This is a genomic window from Vibrio sp. 779(2023), assembly GCF_033344285.1.
In the GTDB taxonomy this organism is placed as follows: Bacteria; Pseudomonadota; Gammaproteobacteria; order Enterobacterales; family Vibrionaceae; genus Vibrio; species Vibrio alginolyticus.
In genome coordinates this window covers 1-22,870 of record NZ_JAWPOM010000025.1, presented here as the reverse complement: position 1 = coordinate 22,870, position 22,870 = coordinate 1, and the positions used below count along the sequence as shown (strand labels likewise).

Annotated in this window: 19 protein-coding genes and 1 pseudogene; 5 read left to right on the top strand and 15 right to left on the bottom strand. The window is 40.3% G+C overall.

Going from position 1 to position 22,870, the window contains the following annotated elements; genetic code table 11:
* Positions 1 to 6: 6 nt before the first annotated feature.
* Positions 7 to 603, top strand: a pseudogene (locus R8O70_RS21690) (tyrosine-type recombinase/integrase).
* Positions 604 to 947: 344 nt separating this feature from the next.
* Here the strand turns inward: R8O70_RS21690 and R8O70_RS21685 are convergent.
* Entirely contained in the window at positions 948 to 1,889 is a 942-nt protein-coding gene (locus tag R8O70_RS21685) for a sugar-binding transcriptional regulator (protein ID WP_318184361.1), read from the bottom strand.
* Positions 1,890 to 2,122: 233 nt separating this feature from the next.
* On the opposite strand from R8O70_RS21685, the gene dalD reads away from it, so the two are divergent.
* The 4 genes from dalD (at position 2,123) to hxpB (ending at position 7,076) form a co-directional block, all read left to right on the top strand.
* Positions 2,123 to 3,490: a D-arabinitol 4-dehydrogenase gene (gene dalD, locus R8O70_RS21680; protein WP_176319258.1), complete on the top strand. Its 1,368-nt coding sequence runs from the start codon at positions 2,123 to 2,125 to the stop codon at positions 3,488 to 3,490.
* 9 nt (positions 3,491 to 3,499) lie between these two features.
* Positions 3,500 to 4,960, top strand: a complete 1,461-nt coding sequence (xylB, locus tag R8O70_RS21675) for a xylulokinase (RefSeq protein WP_318184360.1) — start codon at positions 3,500 to 3,502, stop codon at positions 4,958 to 4,960.
* Between the two features lie 108 nt (positions 4,961 to 5,068).
* Positions 5,069 to 6,343: an MFS transporter gene (locus R8O70_RS21670; protein WP_318184359.1), complete on the top strand. Its 1,275-nt coding sequence runs from the start codon at positions 5,069 to 5,071 to the stop codon at positions 6,341 to 6,343.
* A 61-nt stretch (positions 6,344 to 6,404) separates the two neighbouring features.
* A complete protein-coding gene (gene hxpB / locus R8O70_RS21665; protein WP_176319261.1) occupies positions 6,405 to 7,076 on the top strand; it encodes a hexitol phosphatase HxpB in 672 nt (223 codons plus the stop codon).
* 315 nt (positions 7,077 to 7,391) lie between these two features.
* On the opposite strand, the gene R8O70_RS21660 is transcribed toward hxpB, so the two are convergent.
* The 14 genes from R8O70_RS21660 to R8O70_RS21590 form a co-directional block, all read right to left on the bottom strand.
* Positions 7,392 to 7,934 carry a hypothetical protein gene (locus R8O70_RS21660; RefSeq protein ID WP_171345840.1) on the bottom strand — a complete coding sequence of 181 codons (543 nt, stop codon included), beginning with the start codon at positions 7,932 to 7,934 and terminating at the stop codon, positions 7,392 to 7,394.
* Positions 7,921 to 10,728, bottom strand: a complete 2,808-nt coding sequence (locus R8O70_RS21655; protein WP_318184358.1) for a hypothetical protein — start codon at positions 10,726 to 10,728, stop codon at positions 7,921 to 7,923. The genes R8O70_RS21660 and R8O70_RS21655 overlap by 14 nt, the downstream gene beginning before the upstream one ends.
* An 11-nt stretch (positions 10,729 to 10,739) precedes the next feature.
* Positions 10,740 to 12,986, bottom strand: coding sequence for a hypothetical protein (locus R8O70_RS21650; protein ID WP_318184357.1), 2,247 nt, complete (start codon positions 12,984 to 12,986; stop codon positions 10,740 to 10,742).
* Positions 12,979 to 14,199, bottom strand: a complete 1,221-nt coding sequence (locus R8O70_RS21645; RefSeq protein WP_318184356.1) for a site-specific integrase — start codon at positions 14,197 to 14,199, stop codon at positions 12,979 to 12,981. Before R8O70_RS21645 ends, R8O70_RS21650 begins: the two co-directional genes overlap by 8 nt.
* Before the next feature lie 393 nt (positions 14,200 to 14,592).
* Positions 14,593 to 14,991, bottom strand: a complete 399-nt coding sequence (locus R8O70_RS21640) for a DUF6232 family protein (protein WP_025539256.1) — start codon at positions 14,989 to 14,991, stop codon at positions 14,593 to 14,595.
* Between the two features lie 136 nt (positions 14,992 to 15,127).
* Positions 15,128 to 15,553: a hypothetical protein gene (locus R8O70_RS21635; RefSeq protein ID WP_053350285.1), complete on the bottom strand. Its 426-nt coding sequence runs from the start codon at positions 15,551 to 15,553 to the stop codon at positions 15,128 to 15,130.
* Positions 15,554 to 15,703: 150 nt separating this feature from the next.
* Entirely contained in the window at positions 15,704 to 16,150 is a 447-nt protein-coding gene (locus R8O70_RS21630) for a DUF3291 domain-containing protein (protein WP_053350281.1), read from the bottom strand.
* A 155-nt stretch (positions 16,151 to 16,305) separates the two neighbouring features.
* Complete coding sequence (locus tag R8O70_RS21625; RefSeq protein ID WP_234499569.1) at positions 16,306 to 17,322, bottom strand: DUF4238 domain-containing protein; 1,017 nt, start codon at positions 17,320 to 17,322, stop codon at positions 16,306 to 16,308.
* 153 nt (positions 17,323 to 17,475) lie between these two features.
* Entirely contained in the window at positions 17,476 to 18,129 is a 654-nt protein-coding gene (locus tag R8O70_RS21615; RefSeq protein ID WP_050939727.1) for a hypothetical protein, read from the bottom strand.
* Between the two features lie 143 nt (positions 18,130 to 18,272).
* Complete coding sequence (locus R8O70_RS21610; protein ID WP_258623980.1) at positions 18,273 to 18,785, bottom strand: hypothetical protein; 513 nt, start codon at positions 18,783 to 18,785, stop codon at positions 18,273 to 18,275.
* Between the two features lie 160 nt (positions 18,786 to 18,945).
* Positions 18,946 to 19,536, bottom strand: coding sequence for a cold shock and DUF1294 domain-containing protein (locus R8O70_RS21605; protein WP_258623983.1), 591 nt, complete (start codon positions 19,534 to 19,536; stop codon positions 18,946 to 18,948).
* 169 nt (positions 19,537 to 19,705) lie between these two features.
* On the bottom strand, positions 19,706 to 20,032 hold the full coding sequence (locus tag R8O70_RS21600) for a hypothetical protein (protein ID WP_258645355.1): 327 nt from the start codon (positions 20,030 to 20,032) through the stop codon (positions 19,706 to 19,708).
* A gap of 298 nt (positions 20,033 to 20,330) precedes the next feature.
* Complete coding sequence (locus tag R8O70_RS21595) at positions 20,331 to 20,837, bottom strand: hypothetical protein (protein ID WP_258623989.1); 507 nt, start codon at positions 20,835 to 20,837, stop codon at positions 20,331 to 20,333.
* A gap of 145 nt (positions 20,838 to 20,982) precedes the next feature.
* A complete protein-coding gene (locus R8O70_RS21590) occupies positions 20,983 to 22,635 on the bottom strand; it encodes a TIGR04141 family sporadically distributed protein (RefSeq protein ID WP_318184354.1) in 1,653 nt (550 codons plus the stop codon).
* Positions 22,636 to 22,870 lie beyond the last annotated feature (235 nt).

Genomic DNA, 22,870 nt, shown 5'->3' with positions numbered 1-22,870 from the left:
GTCATCATGAGAAAGTTATCTTCTGGTAAATGCAGCGGCATCAAAAGGCCATTTAAGCTTGAAGAGATCTGGCGGATTAGAACTAGGCTGTAGATTGAAAACGATCTAATGCAGCTTGCACTACTGAACCTAGCGATAGATAGCAAGTTACGAGCGAGTGATTTGCTAAAGCTACATGTTTACGATATTTCTTCGCAAGGAGTTATCTATGAGAGGGTTCAGTGCATCCAGCAAAAAACGGGCACCGATGTCCACTATGAGATTACTCCAAGAACGCAGCAAAGTATTAGCAGGTGGGCTTTTGCAGCATCCCTAGAGGCAAGCAGTTTTCTATTCCCGAGCAGCCGACGATCTGGGCAACCTATCAGCTACTCATTCTACCGTTCTATTATCAAAAACTGGGCTGAAAAACAGGGATTGAATGCTGATTATTACGGCACTCATTCCATGCGCCGTACTAAAGCCACTTTAATCTGTGCCAGAACGAAAAACATCAGGGCCGTACAGATCTTACTTGGACATTCGAAGCTAGATAACACAATTCGATACCTTGGCGTTGAGCTAGAAGACGCTCTGAGGCTATCTGAGAAAACAGACTGCTGACAGGCAGGAGCTGTTACAGGCTTTTCTTCTGAAAAGCCTGTGCCCCGAAACGTGTTAGAGTAAATGCACAGCAGATCTAGTCGGTAAGTAATTGCCACTACAAAGGTGTTATAAGGGGCTGTATAAGAAATTGCTGCTCAATGCTAAATTGATGAAGCACAAATCTTTGTTTACCTTACTATGAACACCATTTGATTCACTCACGATACATGAAGACTAGTATTAGTAATCAAGGTAAGCACGCAGGTTAAAGATTAAGGGTAGCTCCTATTACTAGTTGATGAACTCTCAATAGAGCTAATAGCGCAGATTTAAAGGGTTTTAGTTGCTTATTGGTAATATTGTCATTGGGTTAATAACCATCTAGCAGTTGTCTCATCGGTGACCAATCCATTTATCCAGTGCCCTTTTAACGCCGCTAGAATCGCAGAACGTTTGTCTTCGCCAAACGCGGCACCAATGCGAGGGCAATCGTTGTTGCGCATGTCGTAGCTGGTGATGAAGGTGTTGATCGTGCAATCAACCACTTCGCCTTCGGCGTTGATAAAGCGGCCCAAAATTTCACCAACCGCACCTTGCTGATTGAGCTCATCAGCCTTGTCGGATGAAATGAAACCATCTTTGATGATAGGGCTAGCTTTACTCAGTGAACCAATGCCAGTAAACACCACACTCGCGCTGTCAGCAACACACGCAACTTCTTGAAATACGCGCATGCTCTTCCAGAGCTTGAGTTCCTCGCTCGAAGTGGCGTAACGCGGAACGGGCAATTGGTAATAGTTAGCCCTAATTTTACGCGCTAAAATCAGCGGCACATCGTCATAGTAATTACATTGCCCATCTACACCCATAGCACTGATCAGCGCTACACATTTGCTGTTTGGTGATTCGAAATCAATACGGTTGATCGCCTTTTTTAACGTCAAGCCAGAGCCGATACCAATTACTTGCTCCTGCTGGTCTTTGGTGTATTTGGACATCAATTGAAAACAACCAAACGAGACGTTATCCAGCGTTTCATCACTATTGGTGGTGGGTACGATGTTGCATTCCACTAACTGATACTTTTCTTTGAGCAGTTCTGCGTAATCTAAACAGGTTGAAATCGGATGGTGTAGACCGACCGATACAATCCCTTCTTCTTTCGCTGCGGCGATCAAACGTTGAACCACTGGGCGTGACAATCCTAGCTCAGCAGCAATATCGCGTTGGTTACGGCCAGAGATGTAGTACATCCAAGCAGCACGAACCATCTGGTCAGTTTTGTAAGTGTCATCTCTAGCCACGTTAATTCCTTATTTTCGATACCTTATGACACGAGTGAAGTCATTGTTTCTTTCTTTGGCGCGTCAAGAGCTTGTATCTTCTCGCGAATATTTAATGAATGCAATAGCAATCAATTTCCCACAAATGAACAAAAAGCCATTTACTGGTCTTTTGTTCATTTGTGATCTTTGGCTCTTTATTTTCCCTTTTGATCGACTAGAGTGGCATCATTAAACAAAAACAAGGAACTATTATGAAAAACCAATACACGTGGCTTCACATCGGTCTAGGCTCATTTCATCGTGCGCATCAAGCTTGGTATCTACATAAATTGCTCGAATCGGACGATAACAGCTGGCACATCGCAGCAGGCAACATTCGCAATGATGTGGAAGCGACCGTTGAAGCGCTAAGATCTCAAAATGGCGAGTATGTACTGGAAACGGTCAGCCCAGCAGGCGAACGTGACTACGAAGTGATCAAGTCAATTCAGACACTGCTACCCTGGCAAGAAGACTTGGCGCCTTTGGTTAACGAAGGGGCAAAAGCGAAGACGAAGGTTATCGCGTTTACCGTCACAGAAGGTGGTTATTATCTGAAAACCGACCACACATTAGACGTAGATAATGCGGTATTAAATGCCGATCTAAATGGTGCTCATCAAACCATTTACGGGACGGTGACGAAAATTTTGGAGCGCCGTATTGCCGACAACACAGGTCCGGTGACATTGCTAAACTGCGACAACGTACGCCACAACGGTGAGCGCTTCCGTGATGGTTTGATGGAGTTCCTCACTCTGGCCGGAAAACAAGAGGTGCTGCAGTGGGTAAAAGCAAACACCACATGTCCAAATACTATGGTGGATCGCATTGTTCCTCGTCCTGCAGCTGATCTTCCCGCACGAATCAAAGCTAAAACTGGTATTGATGATAAAGCGCCAGTGATGGGTGAAACCTTTATCCAGTGGGTGATTGAAGATAACTTTAAAGATGCACGCCCAGCGTTAGAAAATGTTGGTGTGGAAATGGTGGATTCTGTCATTCCTTACGAAGAGGCGAAAATCCGTATCCTCAATGCATCGCACAGCTGTATCGCATGGGCTGGTACTTTGGTTAGTCAGTCATTTATTCACGAAAGTACCCTTACCGATTACATTTATCAAATTGCACACGACTACGTGAGTCAGGATGTGATTCCTAGTTTGGGCGAAAACGGTATCGACCTGCCGACATACCGTGATGTGGTGCTTGAGCGATTCACCAACCCTTATATTAAAGACACCAACCAACGTGTTGCGGCCGACGGATTCTCCAAAATTCCCGCGATGATCACACCAACCATGATTGAATGTTATCAGCGCGGTGTGGCTCCTCAGGCGACCGCGATGCTGCCAGCGCTGTTCTTTGTATTTATGTTGCAATGGCATAAAGGCCTACTGCCATATGAATATCAAGACGGCATTCTAGATGCGAGTGCAGTTCATGAGATGTTTGAATCTGCTGATCCAATTGCGGTGTACGCGCAAAATAGAGCTTTGTTTGGTGAACTTGCTGAGCATGCGGAGTTTGAAGTTCTGCTGCGCGAGAAAATTGCTGCTACTTACTCAATGATTCAATAAGGGGCTGTCATGTATTTAGGTATTGATCTTGGCACCTCGGAAGTTAAAGCCCTGGTGATTGATGAACAGGGCGAAACAGTTGCAACGCACAGTGCACCGCTGACAATTCAGCGCCCTCATCCACATTGGTCGGAGCAGGCACCACAGGAGTGGTGGGAAGCGACCAACTATCTGATTGGTGCGCTGCGAGAAAAGTGCGCTGAACATTGGGGGGCGATCAAAGCGATAGGCCTTTCCGGTCAAATGCATGGAGCGGTGCTATTAGATGAGCAAGATGAGGTGATCCGTCCGGCTATTTTGTGGAATGACACCCGAAGTCATCAAGAGTGCGTTGAGCTGGAAGCTATTGCACCAGATTTGCATGATATCGCTGGCAACCTAGCGATGCCGGGTTTCACCGCGCCTAAGTTGCTTTGGGTTCGTAAGCACGAGCCGAGCCATTTTGCTTGTATCAACACAATTCTGTTACCCAAAGACTTTCTACGTATGAAAATGACCGGGTGCAAAATCTCGGACATGTCAGATTCTGCGGGCACGTTATGGTTGGATGTGGCGAAGCGCGACTGGTCGGATTCTTTGCTAGATAAATGCCAACTCAGCCGAGCGCAGATGCCAGCGCTGGTAGAAGGTTGTGAAGTTTCGGCTGCTTTGTCAGCGGAGGTGGCACATAAGTGGGGACTGAGCTCTTCTGTGATTGTTGCCGGCGGCGGTGGTGATAACGCCGTCAGCGCAATTGGTGTTGGCGCCGTGAATCCGGGAGATGCGTTTATTTCTCTTGGCACTTCTGGTGTGCTGTTTGTTGTTAATGAGCAGTACCGCCCAGCCCCTGAGTCTGCGGTGCATGCTTTTTGTCACGTATTGCCTCAGCGTTGGCACCAAATGAGTGTCATGCTCAGTGCGGCTAGTTGCCTGCAATGGTTCTGTCGCATTGTTGGTGTGACAGAGGTTGAATTACTGGAAGGCATCGCGCAGTTGAGTGAGGAGGAGAAAGCCAAAGCGCCACTTTTCTTACCTTACCTGTCCGGTGAGCGTACACCACACAATGACCCTCAGGCGGTGGGGATGTTCCACGGAATGACTCATTCCACCAATCGCGCTCTACTGGGCTATGCGGTTATTGAAGGCGTGAGCTTTGGGATTGCCGACGGACTACGTGTATTGCAGGAAAGTGGCACACAAATCGAGCAATGTTCTCTCGTCGGTGGTGGTGCACGTAGTGTGTTTTGGGCGCAACTGTTGGCCGATACGCTCTGTCTACCTATTGTCACTCACAAAGGTGGGGAAACAGGTGGGGCACTTGGTGCGGCTCGACTGGCTTGCCTCGCCTCTGGCAAAGCCATCGAAGATGTGTGTAAAAAGCCGGAAATCTTCCGGGTCTATCAACCATGTGCAGAGCGTGAGCCTGTGTTGAGTAAGCGTTATGAGCATTTCCGTGCGCTTTACCAAAACGACTTAGCTTTGCGGTCATAGCATTGGCTCTAACAGCCAGATCTTAGAAAGAGAACCACAAATAAAAACAAGGACTGCGCCCCTGAAAAAGGGGCGTGGAATTCCTTTACCCTACAAAACGAGGAATATATGGAAAATGTAAGCAAACAGTGGCTTGGATTGCCACTAAATCTGATATGGGGATATATCGCCATTGCTATCTTTATGACGGGAGATGGCTTTGAACTGGCATTCCTGTCGCACTACATCACCGAGTTAGGTTTTACCCCTGCTCAATCATCCTTTGCGTTTACACTTTATGGTTTGGCCGCAGCTCTGGCCGCTTGGGTGTCTGGCGTGGTAGCGGAAATCATTACTCCGCAGAAAACCATGAAAATTGGCTTGCTGCTATGGTGTGTCTTCCATGTATTGTTCTTAACGTTAGGGTTAAGCCAGTCAAACTACGCGTTAATTCTTTTATTTTATGGAATCCGCGGGGTGGCTTATCCACTATTTCTTTATTCCTTTATCGTGGTAATCGTGCACAACGTTCGTAGTGATGGTGTAAGTTCAGCGCTTGGCTGGTTTTGGACGGTATACTCCATTGGTATCGGCGTAGCGGGTAGTTACATCCCAAGCTTCACTATCCCTTGGATCGGCGAATATGGCACCTTGTGGTTATCGTTAGCTTTTTGTGCAGCAGGCGGACTGATCGCCATGATTACCCTGCGTCATGTTAAAACACCAACCCACATGCATAACTTGACTAATAAACAGAAACTGACCGAGCTGAGCCGCGCCGTCACGCTACTCTATACCAATAAAAATGTGCTTTACTCCAGCTTCGTACGCATTATCAACACCCTGTCGCTATTTGGTTTTGCCGTCATTATGCCGATGATGTTTGTTGATGATTTAGGATTTACAACATCCGACTGGCTTCAGGTATGGGCGGTGTTCTTCTTTACCACCATTTTCTCTAACGTCTTCTGGGGCATCATGGGTGAGAAACTTGGGTGGATGAAGGTTGTGCGCTGGTTCGGCTGCATTGGAATGGCGCTTTCTAGCCTAGCGTTTTATTACATCCCTCAGCACTTTGGAAACAACTTCTATATGGCACTGATCCCTGCCATTTCTCTGGGCATTTTCGTGGCCGCGTTTGTACCAATGGCTGCAGTGTTTCCTGCACTAGAGCCAAATCACAAAGGTGCAGCGATTTCTGTCTATAACTTGTCCGCGGGGCTATCCAACTTTCTTGCGCCAGCAATTGCAGTAGTCTTGCTGCCGTATTTCAGTACGATAGGCGTGGTGATTGCCTATACTGCCTTGTATGTGTTGGCGTTTTTCTTCACCTATTTAATTAAAGTGGAGCAACCTGGTTTCGAAGCGAGAGGCGTTGAATCGAGTAAAGTTACTGTTGCGTAAGACGGTTTAGAGTATGGCAACGCTTTTGGTTGCCTTACTTTTTCTATTTTTTGAGGTAAGTATGAATAAAAAAGCAGTTATTTTTGACATGGACGGTGTAATTATTGACTCTGAACCTTTGTGGCAGGAAGCACAGATTGAATCGTTGGCTAGTGTTGGCGTGACCGTCACCCGTCAGGACTGTGAGCAATTGACAATGGGGAAGCGTGTTGATGAAATTGCGCGTACTTGGTGTGAGATGTACTCACTGTCCATGCCAGAAAAAGAGTTGGAAAGTCTTATTCTGACTAAGCTGTGTAACCGAATTTCCACCACTGGTGAAGCAATGAAGGGTGTCTATGACGCGTTAAGTTTTTTCTCACAGCAGGGCTTAAAGCTGGCACTCGCAACCTCATCGAACCACGTGGTGATCAAAGCTGTCTTTGATCGTCTTAAACTGTGGGATAAATTTAGTGTGATTTGCAGCGCAGAAGATGAAGAGCATGGTAAACCGAGCCCTGATGTTTATCTGACTGCGGCTCACAGACTTAAGGTTGATGTTGCTGATTGCTTGGTGATAGAAGACAGTTTTGTCGGTCTGACTGCTGCTAAAAGCGCAAATATGATGACTTGCTTAGTTTCTCCATATTGTCAGCATAGCAAATTTACTAAAGCAGATAAACGTTATGTCAATCTAGATTGTTTATTGCAAAGCTACCGAAACTCCCATACTTGTTTGGTACTGCCCAGTTGATAAGCTTGAATATTAATCAGACAAAGTCAGACTAACTCCCTAGTTCTGAATGATTTGTACCAGTATGACTGGACAGTTATCTAAGCGAGACTTGCCATACTTCAATTAATTCGTTCATTGTTAAATTAATAAATGAGTAACTCGAAATTGTCCAATAGCGAGTTACTGTAACCACTGGTCGCCTGTGATGACAGGCTGCATGCACAAGGGACAGTCTGTACGACTACGTGGCTTCATTTTGTAATAGGAATATCGCTATCTTTTTGTTGCTGTAGGCGTTCTTGCCATATTAGCCCCTGTAGTTCCTGATTTGATTCACAAACCCAGTTTCGCCTTTAGATCTATAGGCATCATCTCAATTGAAAGGTTAAGCACCTCTGCTGTTTTGAGTGCCTTGAGGTCGTTGTATCTCTTCTCAATGCTTTGGTGCCTGACCACCAACTCTTCCTTTTTCTTTCTCCTAATCCCCGTGTTTTTTCGTTTTAATTGCTTCTTCTGTTGGGTTTGATGCCGCTTTAGAAGCTCATCATTAATATCATCGAAGAACACTCGAATATGAGGGCTGAAAGAGGATGTATTAAAAATACTTTGTGCTGATATGCCCACTTTTCTAGCCACCTGTGATTTCTTCAACTGGTAGAATTTCGGTGTTTTATTTGTTTCGACTTCACCAAAATTATCAATTGCCTTCTCTGCCTGTACCTTCAGTTCAAGAATCGCATGGTAAGTTTTATAAGTGGTATGGTCTTTATTATGAACCACCCATGATGCAGGGGCGCTCTGCTCAACCGTTGTATCATCACCCAACGCATCAAGGAAGTCATCGGAAATCAAATCATCCAGATCATTCGTAGCCATACTGTTTTGCCTCCGCTGCCATTTTTCGCTTAATGGAATCAACCGCGTCCTCTATCGCTGACAATATTTTGTCTACGCTTTCCCCATTCTTACTATTACGAAGATCTTTGATCCGTTTCCAACTCGATGTTAAAGCAGGAAGATGAGATTCCAGTAAAAAGCCGATCCCATTTGGTTGCATTGCCTCTTTAACCATTGGTTGAACTGTTTGCCAAATTCCCCGGATATTCCCCTCCGAAATATAAGCATTCATACAATTTAGACAAAATTCGAGTTTTGCATCCTGTGGATTTAAGCTTCCCATTTGGGCGCACTTGGCACGGCTCTCGCCACCATCACGAGGAATACACGTAGCAAATCGACTCGGTTGAATATCAATGATCCTCCCAGCAATCGCCTCGCTTAATGCACGCCGTTCACTCTCAGTGAGCTCGTTCTCATCTCTAACCTGTGTTAAGTGGACAGCCTTTTTGACAAACTGGGCTATCCCGCCGATATACCGCTCACCAATGTGGTTTGATTCGATAATCAGCGTTTCAACAATGGTATTTAAATAGCGTTGTTTTGCCGATGCCATCAGCCCCCGTGCGTCTTTGTCTCTCAAGTACGCCATGAAGAATGAATTGTCTAAATGAGCAAATTGGTGGCGAATTACTGCCCCTACATCACCCTGATAGCGCGTTAATACCGCTTCAGCCCAAATGTGACGAAAAGCATGAGCAGATGGATAGCGAACCTCCTTTAATATTTCAGAGGTTATATCCATAACTGTTTTTCTATCATTTAAGTCTATCGAATTACTCGTCAATAGCTTTTTAGTTTCATCAGAAAGATAATTATCTATTATTTGCTGATGTTCAATGTTATCGACTTCATTATCTTTCGTATATTGAATTAAAGAAGATTTAAAACGCTCTTGCGCTCTAGCTCCATTGAATGAGGAATTTGATAGACGAAGCCAATCTTTTTTCACCTCTTTGGCACAAGTTAATAAGTTCTCATAACGCGCGCTACCGACCTCATACATCAAAGATAATTTCTTAAGCTTTTCTTGTTCTGTGTTCGTTAACTGACAAATCTCTTTTTGAATTAATCTGTCTAACAAAACTACGTCATTAAAGGGTGAATAAGAATCTACAAACCCTTCCCAATTAGCGATAACTCTATTACTAATACAAACATCATAATTGTTTAACTTTTCTTTTTTAAAATTATTATTTGCAAACCTAAACAAGCAAGGTTCATTACTTGAACTCCCAAACACATCATTCAACTGTGCCGCAATTTGATAGCACTGCGATGTGATTTCTCGATTAATTTTAGTTGACCCACTCGTTTTAGGAACAAGCCATTTTAATTTAAAACGAAATGGTACATGAGCATTATCTAAAATATCTAGATTAGGTTCTGTGCGTATAGCACTCAATGGAAATCCAAATTCTGATCTTCGATAACCAGTCCACGCAACCACTAAACTTGTCATTGCATATAGTTTAATGTCGAGTGCCGTTTTAAATTTGTCATACGTTTTATTCTCCGAATAGGGGATTTGCTCTATTGCCCACTTTTGAATATCTACTAAAAACTGAGTTTTTTCTAATTTCTTCTTGTCGATGATTAATTGCATTTTTTTATACAGATCTTCCACCAAAGTTTCATTCAGGGACTCACTTCCTAAGAAAGTCTTATCCAGTGACAATAAATAGCCTTGCCATACCTCATCTGGTGTCTTATGCCCATCCAACCCTAAATGCTTTTGTAACATCAGGACTCGAATTAATTCCATTGCATCGCTTCGAGTAGATAAACCTAGTTCGTAGACCAAAGCTTCAATATTACTATCTTTTAACGACATCACTGCTTCAAAATGCTTCAGATATTCATTAAACAGGATATTTTCAGCATTAACTTTAAGTGCTATATGATTGATACCTCTAGTATGAGAATTAGGCGCATAATCCTCGCCGCCAAACACAGAAGAAAGCATTACATTAAATAGACGATTATTCGTTTTTGATTCAAAACTTCCGATAGAGTACTTATTAATGCAATGTTCAAAGGTTTTTTTACACACTAAGACATAAAGAAAATTCTGCTGATAAACACAATTTAAGTAATCGACATAATATTGTCCAAGCTCTAAGCCAAGAAAGTTAAAGCTACCTCCTTTTTTATACTCAGCTAGCGTAATGCTATACTGCGTTTGGCATACATCATCTAAACTTTTTTCAACTATTTTAGGCGTGAGTTTAGGTTCAATCACCCCCACCACACCTAATGCTTTTAGTGAATTTCTTATTTTATGAAAAGACACTCGTCTGATAGAGGCACGATATGAAGGTGTTGATACACGATTCACTAAACCATGTTGGCTTATCGTTCGTCCCATGAATGATGTCCAGAAAGGTTCCATTAGTGATATATTTAGGATAGAAACATTATTCTCTTTAAAAAAGGCAAATAAATGAAGCATCATTTGGTAGGTCGGTTGGACATACGCAATATTAGATGGCGTCAACATTTCCAGACAGGCCAACTTCGCATATGCTTTACTGCTTAACAAATACTCACAATTATCTTTGATATAAGTTGCAATTGAACTTAAGCTATATACAGGTGAATCAAACCATGAAAAATCAATCGTTGTTATATTGCCATATTGTTTTATTCTAAAACTCCAAACATCAGAGTAAAAATCACCTCTTTCATTTATAAAGAACGGATTCGCCTTTAATTTTAGATTTTTCTCATGCCAAAAATTATCAATTGGATAATTTAGTACACTTAATGTCATATAACCTCCAACTACATAGAATTAAAGACGCTAATCACTACACCATTCTTAATCATTAAATCAAATTGGTCTCTACCCTTTCGTAGTGATGGTTTACTCATCTTTTTGAGCGTACCCTCGATCCATTCAACGGTTGGTATAACAGTCTTAAACAAAAAATCTGGATTATTCGCAAGTATCTTTTTGTAATTTTTTTTAAATTCATGGAGGTAGTTATACATCTTTAGAACTGTGATTGAGCTATCAACTACATAAATAGGAGATAAAGGTTCGCTTTCATTTTTATCATTCAATGAGAGAACTCCTACTTCATTCACTTTTCCTTTTTCCTGTCCAGTTATCATACGAAGTCTTGAGTTCATTTCTTCATGCCTATAAGAGATACTTTCTGTCACCGCCATAAATTCGCTGTTAAACCGTTTTAATTGTTCTGCATCATCACGCTCAAAACCCAAATTAAAGACATTCTGAATTAAATCAAACATTACCTCACGAGTAATTCTTCCTGAGTTATTAATCCACGCTTCATTATCTTCAGTCAGGTAGTTAACTTTCTCTGTCTGGTTTGAATGAGAGTTACGGTTAATGAGGTACTCTAGAGTATAAGGATCGCTAAAGGCATGAACTGCGCTATTTTTTATTAATTGAAAACCAAACAAATTTGACTGACAAGGAGATTGTGATTGCCTTACCAATTTTTGTCTGTCTTCTAATGCCACTTTATTAGCGTTTTCAACACAATTATTAGTATGAATCCCATTCGATATCAGAGAGCAAAGTGTTAGGGGCATTAGACAAGGTATATTTTGCTTTGAGTGTACAGTTTTTAACACCATAGAAATACTACTTGATTGAAGCAGTAAATTTAAATTCCCTAAAAGTGAGTTAATACCATTACTTATAAAAAGCTCCACCTTAGTATAAAAAGGTAGGCTTTCTTCTCGTTGCCCCATTACAACCAATAATGCCTTTCCTTCTCGCGTTCGAGTTGAAAGGGAGCGTGTAGCGTGAAAAAGCTTTGACCTCCCTTTAAAGTATTCACATTCGATATGCGTCACTCGACCACCAACTTTCACTAACCTGAAGTCAGAATGAGTAAGTTTAGGTATATCTGTCGGCTGTACCGTTAACCCTGCCATTAACCACGCAAACATAACTTCTTCTATTTTTGTGACAGCTTTTGATACTTCATTACGCAATAAGTTTTTAACTACATCAATTGAGAAAAGAGTTCCACCTCTCATAGCGGTGAAATTATCTCTACAAGATTCAGAATTAACTTTGTTCGTGTTAAATTTTTTATTTAAAAATAAACTATCGCATTCAGTCTGACTCTTTAATACATTTAATAGATTGAAGTAGCTACTTTGACTAGATGCATTCGACAATAGTAAAACTCCTAGAGCGGATTGAAGAGTATATGATGGTTTATCTAGTCGATGATAAGCACACACAATTAAATAAACCACCTCCCCAATTAGACATTGTTTTTTACTCCGTGAAAGAGTTTTCAAATTCAAATCTAACAAAGGTGCTAACTGAGGTTCGATACTCTTGATCAATGTTTGAAGTTCATTTTTATACTCTTTAAGTTCAATAATCAAAGTTGCAGCTGTCAAACTTAATGAATTGATGGCTAACTTCGGTGAAGCTAAAGCCGAATATAACTCACCCCCAATGCCAATATCTTCTCTTCTCAACCAGTCTAACGAACCGAAATAACTCGCTATGGATTTTTGTGATTTGTTTAAGTTAGGTGCAGGTTTCGTCTTTCTTAGTTCAATAAGAAATGTATAATCTTCGCTACTCAACTCTTTACTAAGGGCTTCCGATTCAATTGCATATCCAATAATACAATTGAGGGCTCTTAGTGGGCTATAACCACCATGATTATCAAGCTCATCCATACGATCAGATTCATAACGCTTTAAAATTTCGTAACGATTATTAATTTTGTAAGAGTTTAACCATGAAATGAAGGGTTTTACTGCTGATGAGAAAACATCTTTAGCTGTTACAGCTGCACTTTTATCAAAGAACACATAATTATAAACAGCAATCATTGCTTTATATATAATTACCTTATCAGACGTGTTAATATCATCGAATAATAGTATGTGCGAAGCATATTGTTCCGTTTTAGGCACTATTATTGAAGTAGCTGTAAAAGGTAATTCAAATGCAGTAACTGGTTGTTCTTTTTTAAAGTCATGCTTTAGTCGCTCTTCTATCTCAGAACTTGAAAGTGCTTTATCCATTAACCACCTCCATTAATAGAGCTTCTCGCTCTCCACAAGCATGAATGTAGATTTTTGTTGTTTGGTTAGCGTGCTTACCATCTACCTTATGGCCAAGACACCGAGCGGTTTCAATATAAACTCTTGATTCCGTTGTGATTGACTCGTAATTTTTTTTAGCAGTAACACATAAATCGTGGAAAATATCTGTTCCAAACGAATGCCTTAAATGATGGTAAACATTGCCCTCATCTAACGTTTGATAACCTGAATAAGCCTCTGGGTTTTCACTCATTACCTTTAACAGCTTCTTCAGTGTCTTAGAAAAAGTAGCACTTCCGTACCTTCTGCTAACCTCTTCTCCTTTCGTGTAATTGCTAGAGTTAGAAACAAGCAAATGATTCGACGCTGACTCTGGGCGCTCCGTATTGCAGTAACGCTCCATCAATTCTAGGTGAGTACGAGGAATATAGAGTGTTCGGGCAGAGCCGTATTTCGCATCCAAAGAAGAGAGGTGGTACTCAAACTCTTCCTTTTCAGGTGATTCTTTCAATTGCTTAAATAAGCTCTTTAAACCCAGACGGATTTTGCCGTCAGCTTTAAAATCAGCCAAATAAAACCCTCGGTTCTCAGAAGTCCTGCATCCTAACTCCCCACCATTTCGAAGAACAATTTCCTCTAGCAAACTGTCTGTATGTCGATAAAGGAGCTCCCTTGTCGCAGGAAGAAGGTATTTGACAATGAGATTAGACTTATTATTTCCTCTAGCTAATGCTCTGTATTCTGAGAAAATAAATATCTTTTTAAAGTTTGTATCGAAAAAGTAAGTCAACCAGTGGTAATAGCTACAAAGGGAAGTGATGGCTTTGTTCACAACGACTTCGCTTTTTTGCATTTCTACAATGAGGTATTCATTTATATATTCATTAATGAACTCGGCAGGAAGTGCGGTATGCCACGCAAGGGTAACTGAAGGGTGGTTATAATCTTCTATCCATTCTAAGAACAGGCCAAGTTGATGCCCACGTACATATTGAGCATCACCTCCAATCTCATCCTCTTTGAGTAAGAACTCGAAATCGCCTTTGCCTTCAATACGTTTTTTTTCATGAACAACCGAAAGACCAGTCACATAAGTGTATCGACAATATAAACAAGGTAGAAGAATAGGAACATCATTATCGTAAAGATAAATCCAATGACCATTATGTGATTTATCATGAATACGCTGCATACACTTTCAACCCCAAAATTGCAACATTGCAACCTTTTGGTTGAAGTGTAGTAGGCATTAATTCAATTACAACTTTCCCCAACAATTAACACCTGCTAGTTTAATAGCTAAAATCACCAGCATGAACATTAGTCACTTCGCTTTCGGCGATTAGAGGTTTCAAAAAGACTGTATTTTTGAAGTCTTTGATAGGAAAAAGATTGTCTGATTTCATAGAGTTATTCTCGTTCTAATTTGCCTCTATTATTCCACACGCTGTAGGTCAATGTATTCAGCTAACGCCTTGTTAAGGTGTGAGGCACGCAATACCGAAGGTTCCGTATAACACCTTAACCACTAAAGCTAACGCATAGTAAAAATGCCACGCGTGCCGAATCACTCTTGAACAATTTGTTATACGAATTTCTTCAGTGCCAACACTTGCTGTTCAAATAACTCACAATCTGACTTTGAGTATGACTTGGCGACATTAACCCATTGAACGCCCGTTTCATCTATGTGACGAAACTCGACTTGAAGTGCATATTTAGAACAACGAAAAAGAGCAAAAACCAAACCTACAACCGTCAGACTAAGAACTAAAACTAGTAGCCATTGTGGCACCTCTTCCAACCTTGGAATAACTAACCAAACTGCCCCTGAAAAAACACATACCCAGAATAAAACTTGACCTAAATTATCAAGAAAACTTAACTTTTTAACCCTAACATTGTTTATCTTAGACAAAGGATATGAGTCTTTCTTAAACCTGAACTCTTTTGAATCCAAGTTAAAATCATTACTTTTGTACATAATTTCCCTCTATTCGTATAACGCCCTGTTAAGGTGTGAGCAACGCTACCACCAAACCTAACCATACCACCGTAAACACAAAACCCACGAAGGAATGAAAAATGCCAAGCGTTGGGAATCACTCTTAAATGCTTTGTTAGCTTTCGTACTCTACGACTTCAGCATTTTTTAGTTGATACCTTTGTAACAAAACCATTGCCCTTTCAGAAACTAAGAGTAGCCCTGTATCTGTCACGCTAAAATCGTCTTGATCTATAGTTCCAGAGACTTGGAACCACGAAAAACGAGGTAACGTACACTCTGGATATAGTTCTTCAAATACGTCAGAAGTAGATATTTCAGCCACTTCCAGATTGTATCCTGACAACTGCGATGAGCGTAAGGCCATTACTAAACGCTCAGAGACTAAAAAGCATGGAAATGAAGTCAATAAATCATCACCTAACCAACCATCAAACTGAAAATGTAGCTTTTCTATTATCGGTGGATGCAAATCGAAATTTACCAGCGTATTTTCACCCAAGCTTCCTGGAACTTCTGGTTCGATCAAATATTGGCTCATTTCATTCTCCCAAAGAAAGCTAACGCCCTGTTAAGGTGTGAGCAACGTAATACTGAAGCTACCGCATACCACCTTAATCACTAAACACAACGCATCGTAAAAATGCCACGCGTTGCGAATCACTCTTAAACAGTTTGTTATACGCGTAGTTCACACAAGATCTGTTTCAGTAAAGTTCGTTTTAAATGTGAAAGCAAATGGCGTATCTCCATGGTCTCGCAAATGTTGAAGGCGGGACAACGCTTCTTGTGGCGTTGGTATATGGCCGTCTTCAACCCACCATAAAACATAAGTATCTTCTGCCAATCGATGAAACCATTCGCTTTTGCGGCGCATGAAATCTCTATGGCCAGTGCGAAACATAAAATTTTTAAGTGAGTCAATATTTTCCCAAACTGACATATTTACAATCATGTTTGGATCATCAAACAACTTAATGCTTGTAGCATCACCAGAGTCGTCTTTTAAACGCCAGATAAAACCTTCACTTTCTTCAGCTATGCCATTAACCAGGTCTAAATTGTCTACAAATTCTTTAATTTCAGGCGCATCCAAAGAATATTTGGCAAGCGCAATATTTAACTGTGCTAATTTCATTTCATGACCCTCCTTGGTCAATAAGCGTATAACGCCGCATTAAGGTGTGAGCAACGCTACCACGAAACCCAACCATAACACCGTAAACACTAAACCCAACGATAGAATGAAAAATGCCATGCGTTGGGAATCACTCTTAAATGCTTTGTTATAAGTTACTGCACCAAAGCCAATAACTCTTTCTTTAAGTCACTAACCCCTTGGTTTCCATATCTCATATTCGCATAGTTGATCACATTTTCTAATGTTAGTTTATCGTTGCTAAATACAAACCTTTTTGCTTGTAAGTAATTAAGTACTGATAACTTAAATGCCCAATCGATTACATTGGTAATCTTCAACTTTGCTTGGTTATTTACATTAATATAAGCTAAGTTAGGTGACCAAGTAAAAATAAATTCTTGTTCTAAGCTTACCCCACGGTCATTCGTAATAAATGGAGCATCAGAACTGACAATTCTTTGTTCTGGAAGGTAAACTTGGCATAACTTGAAGTGTTCTTTTTGATTAATGTAAACACCGGACATTGGAAAAATGAGATTCTTATAGACTTTCATGACATTTTTTTGTTCGCCAAATGCAAATGGAAGATAAAGGTCATACTTTATTTCATTCAAAAGCTCAGGGAAAGAATTAAAGTCTATAATTTCAATCTGGTTAGACTTTTGCAATAAAGAATTAATAGATTCAGACAAGTAGTTTTCTGTAGTGTTTAGTTCAAAATATTCGTCATGTATAGTCAATCGCCAATAGAAAACTGTAATAAAGTAGTTAAACAGCCTAAAATAATAAGGCTCATCCATTAACTTATTTAAACTACGTAAGTACCTTGTCTCTCTAAATTTATCGCTATCCCAAACCTCTAGCTTTCTTTTATTTATTTTCTCTAATTCTTTACAATAACCCGTAGTAACTTTAAAGAACTCCGACATTATTGATTCTAGCTCTGAAAAAGACTTTTCAATAAAAAAGTCTTTTTCACCAAGCATATCCAAAGTATTTCTGTGCTTTTCGCAACATATCTCCTTAGTTGTTTTGGGTATTACAACACGCTGAAACTCCTTATCGTAGGAGTACACACGATACAACTTTTTCTTTTTTGAGAACTCAAAAGCAAACGACTTAAGATAAAACTGTGGCAAATAATGATGAGATACTGGTTCTTTTGACATCTGCTTTACTACTTCCTATAACTTATAACGCCCTGTTAAGGTGTGAGCAACGCTATACCGAAGTCTCTGCATACTACCTTAAACACCAAAACCAACGCATAGTAAAAATGCTACGCGTTGCGAATCACTCTTAAACAGTTTGTTAGCTGTATTTTAGTAAAGCCATTTGGGTGTGCTTTTATATCGATTGCTTAGACTCATCAAAGCCTCTGCATCTTTAATGCTTGTAGTATCAGTAAGACATCTTACCGCTATTATTACGCAAATAAGGCTACCTAACGAACAGAGCGCCCAAACTGCCCCATTAAAAAGTACATAATTGGTGTGAAATATTGTATCTATGTTAAACGAGCGATATACGTACAAACCAATAAAACCAGCTATCATTGCGAAGAACCAATATAAAATATGATTTCGAATTGGTCTTATATACTTTTCTAAACGCCTTTTCTTTGAGCATTGATATTTATCTTCGTAGACCAATCGACCTTTAGTTGTTTTCAAATACTTGTTTGAGTTTCGGTAGAGGTTTATTGCTTTTGTTGGTGCTTCGAAAGCAAGCAAAGCTACTATGGTTTCATAGTCAACACGTACCTTGAATTGATTAATAAACAACTGCTCAGCAACGAGTCTGTTGCTAATGTTCTCAGTGCCACTTAACACTTTAGAAAGAGCTTCTAAACTTTGGACTTTGTAAGACCGATTAGAGTGCAATATGTGATGCAAAAGTTTTATAAGCGGTAAGAAAGCCAGAATTGTAGACATGCTAACTACCCACAAAGGAGTCTCCTGCACACCATCAATCATTATATATACTCCTAGTTAAGACAGCTAACGCCGCGTTAAGGTGTGAACAATGCCGCCACCTAACCTAAATCATTGTGCCGTAAACACTAAAGCTGATTCAAACTAAAAATGCCAAGCGTTGTGAATCACTCTTAAACGCTTTGTTATAGCGCATTTGATAAGTGCTCAAAAAACTCTTCGTGAATATTAACTGCATCTGCAAAAACGTCAGACCCTTTTTGTTTCGGAATGCTCGGATTTGGTACGGTCAACGATGGGAAATATCCGTTTTTAAGTAGTACTTTTGGGTCTTCGAACAGAAAAGCCTGAGAAGGGAAAAAATCACACGCTAATGTTATGACAATTAACTGGTCAAAACCTTTTTTTAGTGGTGAGAGTTTACGTGACTTGCTGTAATCCGATGTCGACTTTACTTGTACAAGAATGTCTTTCCCCTGTTCAGTAACTTTAATGTCCCAAGATTTTTCGTTTGCACCACCAAATGCAATTTGAGCATTCGGATATTTCTGCTCTAAATACTTCTTTGCATAAAATTCGGCGATTAACCCACTACTTATCGCGCCACATGGAAAATGATTGGACTCCAGTTGAACAGTTTTCCAAAGCTTTAAATAAGCATCAGCATATCCATCTATTGCTTCATAAAGTTTTTTCACTGCATACACTCCTGCGCTATAACGCCCTGTTAAGGTGTGAGCAACGCAATGCCGAAGTCACCGCATACCACCTTAAACACTAAACGCAACGTATAGTAAAAATGCCACGCGTTGCGAATCACTCTTGAACAGTTTGTTAGCCCACATCTCACAGCTAGTGCTAGAACCAATTGCTAATAAAGTTCTGAACGAACACCGAACCTGATGGAGTGAATGTCCAAACAAATGCTCCAATATTTACGAATATCGTCAGCCACAAAATCGATTTAAATGGCTGTTTTTTCGACTTATGACGAAGTTGACTTTGAGCACATAATGCCCCCATCCAACCACCGAGTAACGATAAAAGATGAAGCGTATTTTCTGGTGTCCGCCATTTGCCGGTTTGAGCGGCATTTTTATCTATTGCGTACATTACGTAGGTTACAATGGACATCAGGATATAAGCTGCAATGAACAGCTTCTCACCACCTAATATGAACACAGCTGTACTCGCTAAAACTAAGTAAACGATGCTAAACATGATTGTTGAAGGTACCGAGCCGGAACCTAGAATTTTTACATTTGTGGCGTTGTAACGCCCTTTTTTGTCTTCGTTAACTTCAAATTTAACTTCATCATCGACCTTAGGACGTCGACCTTTACTCTGAACCGTTGATATATGGAGAAAAACTCTTAATTCACCATTTAATGCCGAAATGAATCCATAACCTTTTGAGTCATTCCACTCTACAACTTTACCTTTGATCATCGAACTCTACTTTTTATTTCTCTCTTGTGGGCTAACGCCCTGCTAAGGGGTGAGCAACGCAATACCGAGGCCGACGCATACCACCTTAATCACTTAAACCAACGCACAGTTAAAATGCCACGCGTTGCGAATCCCTCTTGAACAGTTTGCTATGTTTGTGCTGACATAGCTAGGCAAACTTATGGTTGTATAGAGGTAAAATATTGATCACTGGTTCTTCGTAAGGGTGAATGCTTCGAATAGCATCAAGTGCTGCTTGAACTAAAGACTCTTGGCATCTAACGTCAATTCTGACTTCTTCACCAAAATTAATTTCACCCTTTTCGCCAGTAACAGGTTCCGAGGCTTCCTTTGGTCTCCAAAACCCGGAAATGTTTACGATAGAAATAACGCTGTCATAGTCACCCACAACACCTGCGCCAACTGATTTAAGTGCATCACGGATAGCTACAACTTCTGTTTCAGGTGCATAGATTTCTAGCTTGAATTCCATCATTTTCTCCCAAAAAACATAACGCCCCGTTAAGGTGTGAGCAACGCAATACCTAAGCCGCCGCATACCACCTTAAATGCTAAACGCAACGCATAGTGAAAATGCCACGCGTTGCGAATCACTCTTGAACAGTTTGTTATGTTTAAGTTGCTACGACAATACCTTGCACCAAAGAATTATTTGCCACTACAACCTCGTCTTCGTTATCAGATGGGTCAAAATATAAGATATTGTCTCGCTCAATAGTAGTGCTTACAACAACACCTCTAGGCTCGTCATTGTACGTAGTAAAGGCAAACTCTTATGCTTTCTTTTTGCTCAAAGTCCAAGACATACCAAATGACCCTGATTGAGATTCACTTGTACTCATACCTCGATATGCAGTAACTACAGCGGGTAAATTTGAATCTATCACTTCATCACTCACTATTCTTTGTGTTAAGTAAATCCGTGGTCCTCGATTTTCAGCTTGACGATGTTTGAAGAGTTCAACTAAACCGCCACAAAAATACCAAAAGAAATAACACATGATTTTATAAAGATAATCTTCGAGTGCTTCATCAACAGTAAATGAAGCTTTAATATGATTGAACGCTCTTTCTTTCATATCGGAACCTTCGAAGCTTTGATTCATCACATCAAGGTTGGGGAGTCTGCTTCTCGCTTGATCTTGAAGCAAAAAACTAACTAAAACATTAAAACAAGTAGCTTGTGAACCAAACCGCCTTTTTAAGTCTTCTTCAAATTCGCTAACGTTGATACATAGCTTTTCAGCCAAGTAGTTAGAATTACTTTCTTCAAATATCACTCGGAATTCCTGATTAAACATAACGCCCTGTTAAGGTGTGAGCAACGCAATACCGAAACCACTGCATACCACCTTAAACACCAAACACAGCGCATAGCAAAAATGCCACGCGTTGCGAATCACTCTTAAACAGATTGTTATGCAGCTACGAGGTTGGCTTAGCCTCTTTATCTACTCCAGCCACGGTGACCTTAAAGCCTTTCTGAGTTAGATTCTCGAAAGTTTTAGTGAGATTTACCTTACTAAAGAATGGTAAATTTTCTTTCAAGCCTATTGAGTCTTCTCCTAGGATTAAAAAAACAACCTCAACAGCTGTACTTTCTAACTTTTCCAAAGGCACTGTTTCAACAATCTCTGGAGAAACTTTATAACGGATAACTGAACGGGCAGCCTTTCTGAACTCTCGATCCCCTAACATTATTTCTGCAGCTACATTCCCTTGAGCAAATAAATGACTTAAACCTGCGGAACCTCCTTTCCGGTGTTTTACGTGAATAAATTGACTGTCTTTCGTTAGTAAGTCACATAGTTCAATCGAGGTAGTGGTTCTGCCGCTTTTCACCAATTTCTTATCTAAGACAAAGTAACCTTTTTCACTTGCAGCACGCTCATTGTAGTCGCCCTCCGTCTCAATTTTTTCAACAACTTTACCTTTATTTTTTCCTTTTGTAGGGGTCTCTTCCCAAGTATAAACTTTGGGAAAATCAAGAGATGTCACTTTAATCTTTGAAAGACTCTTATCAATACTATCTACAAAGCTATCTGCGATTTCGTACCATACACCAGAAAACAATATATATGTTTTCTTCGAATCTTTTATTTCAAAATAAACACAATCATAGACCTTATATTCTGTATCCTCTTCTTTCGAATCAAAGACAAACAAACGGTCTCTTTTTAGAGAGTCGATAGAAAGGTTTCCAGCGTCTAAATTTGTGAAATAGTCACTACTTTCAATAGTTGGCTTAACATTACCTTTACTTCGAGTAAAGCTAAAGCCACTAATCAGGTCCCAGTCCAACATTTCTGGTATCGAAATTACAACGTTTGGACTAGGTTTCTTTAACTCATCGAGCAACTTTTGGTTCAAAGGATCAATATCTTTTTTCTCTTCCAAGCACCTAATATTGTCTACCCAAGCAAAGGAGTCTTTATAGTCTGAGCTTTTATAATGATTAAAAATTTTATTTACCAAAGACGGCATGTCTTTGATCTCAATTTCTTTGCCAAAAGAAAATGTGGTTCCACTCCCGGATATATTAAATAGCCCAATATTTTCTTTAGGCGAGCCTGTAACACCTCTTAGTAAGTCCTTAGAGATATCGATACCAAACACATCGACACTAGTCGAACGTGAAGCTTGAGACTTTTTCTGAACGCCTTGCTCATCAAGCGTAACAACATCAATACTGCGAAGCGTATCGTGATTTAACGTATTAAGAGCGGTTTTAATACCAAAGTCTGTAACAAAACACTCCATGTCTAGTAAGTGTCTACCATAACCAAAAGTGATCGCCATCGTTGCTTCACTTGCTTTGATCATAAGAACCGCAGAGCTAGACCTATTTTGTAGTTCATCAATAGACGTTGTGGTTAAAGATTCAGCAAACTTAGCCCAACTAGGAGGGCTAACCTTCGGAGTCTTAACGTACAAAACGCCGGATATATCTAAAGAGGGTTTTAGCTCATAAGTTTCGTAGTCGGCATTAGCTTTTAATAGCTTATGAAATGGTGAAGCTTTATGATCTTCATGAACTAAGAACACGTTCAAGTGTTGGTATTTAGCAGTATCAGGCATGGGAAACCTTAGAAAGTTGAACTTGAAACAGATTATTTCAAAGCGACTATAAATGACACTCGCTTTCAGTGTAAATGACCATAGAGTTGATAAGATTGTGAATAACTGCTTAATTTTATTATCTATTATTGATAATAATCTGATTTGGAGAGGCTGCATAACGCCGCGTTAAGGTGTGAGTAACGCAACATTGAAACCTCTGCATACCACCGTAAACCCCGAAACCAACGCATAG

Bases quoted from the DNA above. Each gene is read 5' to 3' on its own strand.
- R8O70_RS21640 (WP_025539256.1), bottom strand. From the start codon at position 14,991: ATGTACAAAAGTAATGATTTTAACTTGGATTCAAAAGAGTTCAGGTTT.
- dalD (WP_176319258.1), top strand. From the start codon at position 2,123: ATGAAAAACCAATACACGTGGCTTCACATCGGTCTAGGCTCATTTCAT.
- R8O70_RS21655 (WP_318184358.1), bottom strand. From the start codon at position 10,728: ATGACATTAAGTGTACTAAATTATCCAATTGATAATTTTTGGCATGAG.
- R8O70_RS21600 (WP_258645355.1), bottom strand. From the start codon at position 20,032: ATGATGGAATTCAAGCTAGAAATCTATGCACCTGAAACAGAAGTTGTA.
- R8O70_RS21650 (WP_318184357.1), bottom strand. From the start codon at position 12,986: ATGGATAAAGCACTTTCAAGTTCTGAGATAGAAGAGCGACTAAAGCAT.
- R8O70_RS21615 (WP_050939727.1), bottom strand. From the start codon at position 18,129: ATGATTGATGGTGTGCAGGAGACTCCTTTGTGGGTAGTTAGCATGTCT.
- xylB (WP_318184360.1), top strand. From the start codon at position 3,500: ATGTATTTAGGTATTGATCTTGGCACCTCGGAAGTTAAAGCCCTGGTG.
- R8O70_RS21630 (WP_053350281.1), bottom strand. From the start codon at position 16,150: ATGAAATTAGCACAGTTAAATATTGCGCTTGCCAAATATTCTTTGGAT.
- R8O70_RS21670 (WP_318184359.1), top strand. From the start codon at position 5,069: ATGGAAAATGTAAGCAAACAGTGGCTTGGATTGCCACTAAATCTGATA.
- R8O70_RS21635 (WP_053350285.1), bottom strand. From the start codon at position 15,553: ATGAGCCAATATTTGATCGAACCAGAAGTTCCAGGAAGCTTGGGTGAA.
- hxpB (WP_176319261.1), top strand. From the start codon at position 6,405: ATGAATAAAAAAGCAGTTATTTTTGACATGGACGGTGTAATTATTGAC.
- R8O70_RS21590 (WP_318184354.1), bottom strand. From the start codon at position 22,635: ATGCCTGATACTGCTAAATACCAACACTTGAACGTGTTCTTAGTTCAT.
- R8O70_RS21645 (WP_318184356.1), bottom strand. From the start codon at position 14,199: ATGCAGCGTATTCATGATAAATCACATAATGGTCATTGGATTTATCTT.
- R8O70_RS21625 (WP_234499569.1), bottom strand. From the start codon at position 17,322: ATGTCAAAAGAACCAGTATCTCATCATTATTTGCCACAGTTTTATCTT.
- R8O70_RS21660 (WP_171345840.1), bottom strand. From the start codon at position 7,934: ATGGCTACGAATGATCTGGATGATTTGATTTCCGATGACTTCCTTGAT.
- R8O70_RS21605 (WP_258623983.1), bottom strand. From the start codon at position 19,536: ATGATCAAAGGTAAAGTTGTAGAGTGGAATGACTCAAAAGGTTATGGA.